This is a genomic window from Tannerella forsythia (assembly GCF_003860135.1).
In the GTDB taxonomy this organism is placed as follows: domain Bacteria; phylum Bacteroidota; class Bacteroidia; order Bacteroidales; family Tannerellaceae; genus Tannerella; species Tannerella forsythia_A.
In genome coordinates this window covers 1-553 of sequence record NZ_RQYN01000147.1, presented here as the reverse complement: position 1 = coordinate 553, position 553 = coordinate 1, and the positions used below count along the sequence as shown (strand labels likewise).

At 53.5% G+C, this 553-nt stretch carries 1 pseudogene; it reads right to left on the bottom strand.

Going from position 1 to position 553, the window contains the following annotated elements:
* A pseudogene (locus tag EII41_RS13725) lies at nt 1-553 on the bottom strand (hypothetical protein); the annotation flags it as partial.

Below are 553 nucleotides of genomic sequence, written 5' to 3'. Positions count from 1 at the left end.
GTTATGCGTCATCCGGATACCGCCCTGTTCCTCATCCCGTCTCTTCGAGTTCGTCTTTACTTTAATGTATTTCAGGCTGTAGCCTTCGACCGGTGTGAGTGTCATCGTAAAGTTCTTCTGGCTTTCGGTATAGTGAATCCCTGCACCGGGAACAGTCGTTACGTTCGGATACGTACCGATCACGACTTCATGCACGACATTCGGGAATCCGCTGTTCGAATGATATTCGTATGCGCCCATATCCACCACATCGTCATAGATTCTGGCAAGACTGCCCAGATCGAGTGCAAGCGCCGCGGTATACTGTGCCTTAAGCGGACTGAGCAGTACGGTCGAGGTACGGTTCCGGAAGCCCGAAAGGACGAACCGGTTGTAGCCGGTGTTCACCGAAGGGCTGGAGCTTGTGAGGCGATAGTCGCCGTCGTTGCGGGGTGTCAGATCATCGTCGTATCCTTTCCGACGGAATACCGGATTGCGATCGATATTTCGTCCGGCATCTTTTCCGAGAGACGCGTTCCATCCGGCCACGTTGCTATGTTTCCATTCCGGCATG